General features: G+C 52.4%; 5 protein-coding genes. All 5 read right to left on the reverse strand.

Annotated features, from left to right (window positions below; genetic code table 11):
- Positions 1-191: 191 nt before the first annotated feature.
- Entirely contained in the window at positions 192-1,106 is a 915-nt protein-coding gene (locus PFRI_RS04380; RefSeq protein WP_072629525.1) for an ADP-ribosylglycohydrolase family protein, read from the reverse strand.
- Positions 1,084-1,464 carry a DUF2237 family protein gene (locus PFRI_RS04385; protein ID WP_072629526.1) on the reverse strand — a complete coding sequence of 127 codons (381 nt, stop codon included), beginning with the start codon at positions 1,462-1,464 and terminating at the stop codon, positions 1,084-1,086. Before PFRI_RS04385 ends, PFRI_RS04380 begins: the two co-directional genes overlap by 23 nt.
- Before the next feature lie 286 nt (positions 1,465-1,750).
- Positions 1,751-2,002, reverse strand: coding sequence for a VOC family protein (locus tag PFRI_RS21935; RefSeq protein ID WP_342742261.1), 252 nt, complete (start codon positions 2,000-2,002; stop codon positions 1,751-1,753).
- A 66-nt stretch (positions 2,003-2,068) separates the two neighbouring features.
- Entirely contained in the window at positions 2,069-3,232 is a 1,164-nt protein-coding gene (locus PFRI_RS04395; protein ID WP_072629527.1) for a serine hydrolase domain-containing protein, read from the reverse strand.
- 82 nt (positions 3,233-3,314) lie between these two features.
- Positions 3,315-4,100, reverse strand: coding sequence for a hypothetical protein (locus tag PFRI_RS04400; RefSeq protein WP_072629528.1), 786 nt, complete (start codon positions 4,098-4,100; stop codon positions 3,315-3,317).
- Positions 4,101-4,173 lie beyond the last annotated feature (73 nt).

The raw sequence follows: 4,173 nt of genomic DNA on the forward strand, positions 1-4,173 counted from the left end.
CGGATCATGCGGTTAGCTGAATCGTTCTACGGTCAGACGTCAACCCGTCAAAAGTCGGGTGCTCGAGGACTCTGTGTATAGACATGATATATTCCCTATTTATGAGTGCCGATGTCTGCGCAAATTTGGGGCGCGCTTGATCGGCGTTACACAAGGATAACGTCCCTGATGTTATCTTTATTCGGTTCGATCTAGATTTTTTTTACGAAAGGCCAAATTTTGGGTGCGTCATTGGTCGCCAAAACCCACTCAAGAGGAATGCTGGACAAGCCATAGGCAGCGCCCGCAAGGCTGCCGACAATGAGGGCACGCCCACAATTATCACCGCCTGCGAGGATGTTCGCTTCTACGGCGGATTGGTAGCTATCTGTGCGGCTCAGGATATGGAACGAGAGCGCCATGCCTTCGTGCAAGTGACACGCGCGACCCGTTGTTGCGCCGTACTCCGTGCTGTTGTGTTCGCTCGCGTCCAATGCAGCTTGCAAGACCGGCTCACGTGCGGCGGCACTCTTGAGGGCTGTTTGTAGATTTGTGCCGGTCAGGATGTCTGCGAGCAGGTCAGTATAGATGCTGGTGTAGTGATCCGCTGCCGCGTTCACATTGGTGACTTGCATGGCTGCTTTGATCTGCGGTGCGAAACTGGCAGTCCCACTATAGCGCGCAACGATAGCAGGCAAAGTCGCGAGGGCAGGGTGTTGATCGTCATCGATGCCAGAGGGCATGCGCCTTTCGGCTGCGATATTCTCCAACGTGCCGCGTGTGGGGCGGTCTATGTAGCCTTGATAGCTGCCGCCTGGGCCAAAATGCGCGACGAAAGCGTCTTGATACGCCGCGACATCAAACCCGTCATTCTGCGCGATAGAACGGATGGCCAGCGCCAGCACTTCGCCATATTGACTAAAGTCCCCATCGTTGCGCGCAGCGTGGGCGAAATATGCGGGCACACCCTCAAAATTAGCAGCATTGATCGGCACGAACGCAGGGTTTTCGCCTGCGACTTTGGCAATACGCGCAGGATCATAGATCCAATGTACTCCGAGCGTGGCGGCGTCAGCGACAAGGGCCCCCATGAGGGCGGCGGCGTTAGGATTTGGCTGTGTGGTCATAAATCTGAAGAACCTCTAGTGGAACAATATCAAGCGCGCGTAGATGCGTTGCGGCCAAATTAACAAGTGGCGCGCAGCCCTCTTCATGGGCTTGCAAAAAGCGCCCCGCACAAAGGCACCATGCGTCACCATCCTTGAGACCCGCAAAGCCGAACTCGGGACGCGGCGTGCTCAGATCGTTGCCCACGTATTTGGAAAAGGCCAGAAACTCTTTCGTGAGGATCGCCGCAACAGTATGTGAGCCCTGATCCGCATCGCATGTGTTGCAGTACCCGTCGCGAAAGAAGCCTGTGAGCGGGTCTGTGCTACACAGGGCCAGTTCTTCGCCAAGAACGTTGAGGCTGGGGTCTTTTTGCATCGGTGTGTGTCCCTTGCATGCGAAAAATTGTTTGATCATGAGAAAAGCACAGCGAAGAGACAGTAGCAAATAGGCTCCGCGTTTGTAGGCGCAATTTTTAAGTCGCAATCAGGTCTTAGCGACAGGTCTGTCGCCAATATGCTCACTAAATCTGAAAAGATATCCATCAAGGTCTTGAATTAAAAACTCTCGTTGACCGTGCTCTCTTTCGTCGACCCTGTACCAAGATGTTTCTAGATCAGCGAACACAGGGACACGGTGACTGACGACCTGGTCGAAAAGCTGTTCAACGTTGTCGACTAAAATTTGAAAATTGATGCCTCTTCCATATGGTTTTTTTCAGCTCTCCTGTGCTCCAGAAGTCGTTGGCTTGTTCGAGCATGATTTGGGCTTGCCCGAGCCCGAGATATGCAAAACCTTTTTCCGGACGCCCATACAAAACCTCAAAACCGAGTATCTTAGTGTAGAAGTTCAAGCTGCTCTGAAAGTCTGAACAAGACAGTTCTGGAACCAGAGACGAGAAATATGAGGAAGCCATTATGAGTGCTTTCAGTGTCGTTAGAAGAATGCGAGCCAGACAATTCAGGCACGACTATTTTGTTTTTCAAAGCCCCTCAGCAATCTTACGAAAAATCTCTATATTGTAATCTCCAACGCCTTCATCGCGAAATTTACGATCCGCCGCATTAGAGGCGATCACAACACCCAAGGGTCGGTTGATATAAATGTATTGCCCGTAAACTCCGCGTGCGAGGAATTCGCCCTCGCGGCCGTCCTTGGGCATCCACCATTGATAGCCGTAGCCATATTCGCCCTGTGCCGTTGGAGCGCTCGGCACGGTGGACGCAGCAACCCAATCGGCAGGCACAATCTGCTGGCCATTATATGCGCCGTTTTGCAAGAACATCTGCCCCATGCGGGCGTAATCGCGGGTGCGCAGGTTCAAACCGCCCAAGACAAACGCCACGCCATTGCCATCAGTCAGGTAATAGGGGCTGGCCTCTAGACCCATCGGTATGATGACCTTTTCCGACAATAGCGGGGCGATCTCGCGGCCTGTCGCGCCGCGAATGATCATGGAAATGATATGAGTGTCGATGGAGACGTACTGCCAATCAGTGCCGGGTTCTGCAAATGTTTCGCTCAGATCAGCGGCGAAACCGTCCATTGATCCACCTAGGGCCAGAACGCGGCCCATCTTGTTAATGTCGCTAGTTTGATCGAGGTAGTCCTCATCAAAAGTCACACCACTCGCCATGTTGAGCACATTGCGGATGGTGGCACCGTCATAAGCACCGCCTTTGAGCGAAGGCGCGTATTTGGTGACGGGATCATCAATGGACGCAATCGCACCTTCATCCAGCAAGACACCGAGCAGTGAGGACAGATAGCTTTTTGCGACCGACCAAGAGATGCGCAGATCATCAGCGTTGGTGCCTTGGTAATAACTCTCATGCACCAATGCGCCGTCTTTAAACACGACAAGGGCGGTGATGGTGCGATCCTTGACCCATTGAGTAACCTCAGGCGTGAGCGTGGCTTCAGTCCCTTTGGGAAGCTCTGCCACAGGTCCATCCCCGCGCGGCACATCGACGGATAGGAAGGCGGCGTTCATGCCGGAGAAATTGGTAATGATCTTTTCTTCACTAAAGAGCGAATTGACCGCGAGCAGGCGCTTGATCTCTTCACGTTTCCAAACACCAACCGCGACGGCGATGAGGGCAAGCACGAAGATGGCTCGGACGAGGTATCTGAATATGCGGCGCATGAATATGGCTCCCTTTGAGGGAAGGAAAGCACGTAAAGAGACCAGAGGCAAATGGGCCGGCACTAACCAACTTGGTCCAATGCTATGGCCGTAAGTCCGGGAACCTGATCGATTTGTCGTGATCTGTTGATTCGATAAGGAGGTCGATCACCCTGGTATGGAGGCTTTTTATATTGCCGAGATATTTTGCCGAAAACGTCATCATCACCACGCGCTCTTGCGGAATCCAAAACCAAAATGAGCAGAGCCGCTCGTCTTTAAAATCTTGTGGCTGTGTGTTGGTCAAAGGGCATTGCCCATAGCCCATAGCCCATAGCCCATAGCCCAATGGCGCGTCCGCGTCATCATATACTGCGAAAGGGCGGAACATATATCCATGTGGTTCTTCTCTATGACGCAATCTAAGCTGCGAGCAAGACGGAGGAAATGGATAATAGCGTATCGCGCTATCAGACCTCGCTGAGTATAGTGGTTTTTTACCAAGTTTTTCAATTTCTTGTGTGCTTGGTTCGCGTAAGCTGACAATGCCTGGAAACACTTCGGTGTCTTTGCGGCAGCTGTACTCGGTGCGCTGTTGATGTTGAGCAAAAAACGTGTCGTGGGGTGAGGTATCTGTCCCTGTTCCAAAGCGAACTTCGCCAGCCGACACTCTGACGTGCAGGACGTCGTCTCGTGGGATGTCACGTGTATTTGGCGTAAGCTCGAAGATGGGTAAACCTACGCTGAAATCCAAGTTTAAGTTGTAAGGGTAGTCCGTGTTTTCGCGCTTTTGTGCTTCGGTTCGGTTTTCATCTAGGCTTGAAACTGCAAGCTCTGCGGGAAAACGCAATACCCAGTGTTGGTCAGTACTTGTGTCAGCGATATACACAGAGTCCTCGAGCACCCGACTTTTGACGGGTTGACGTCTGACCGTAGAACGATTCAGCTAACCGCATGATCCG

It is taken from the genome of Planktotalea frisia (assembly GCF_001890925.1).
Classification (GTDB): Bacteria; Pseudomonadota; Alphaproteobacteria; order Rhodobacterales; family Rhodobacteraceae; genus Planktotalea; species Planktotalea frisia.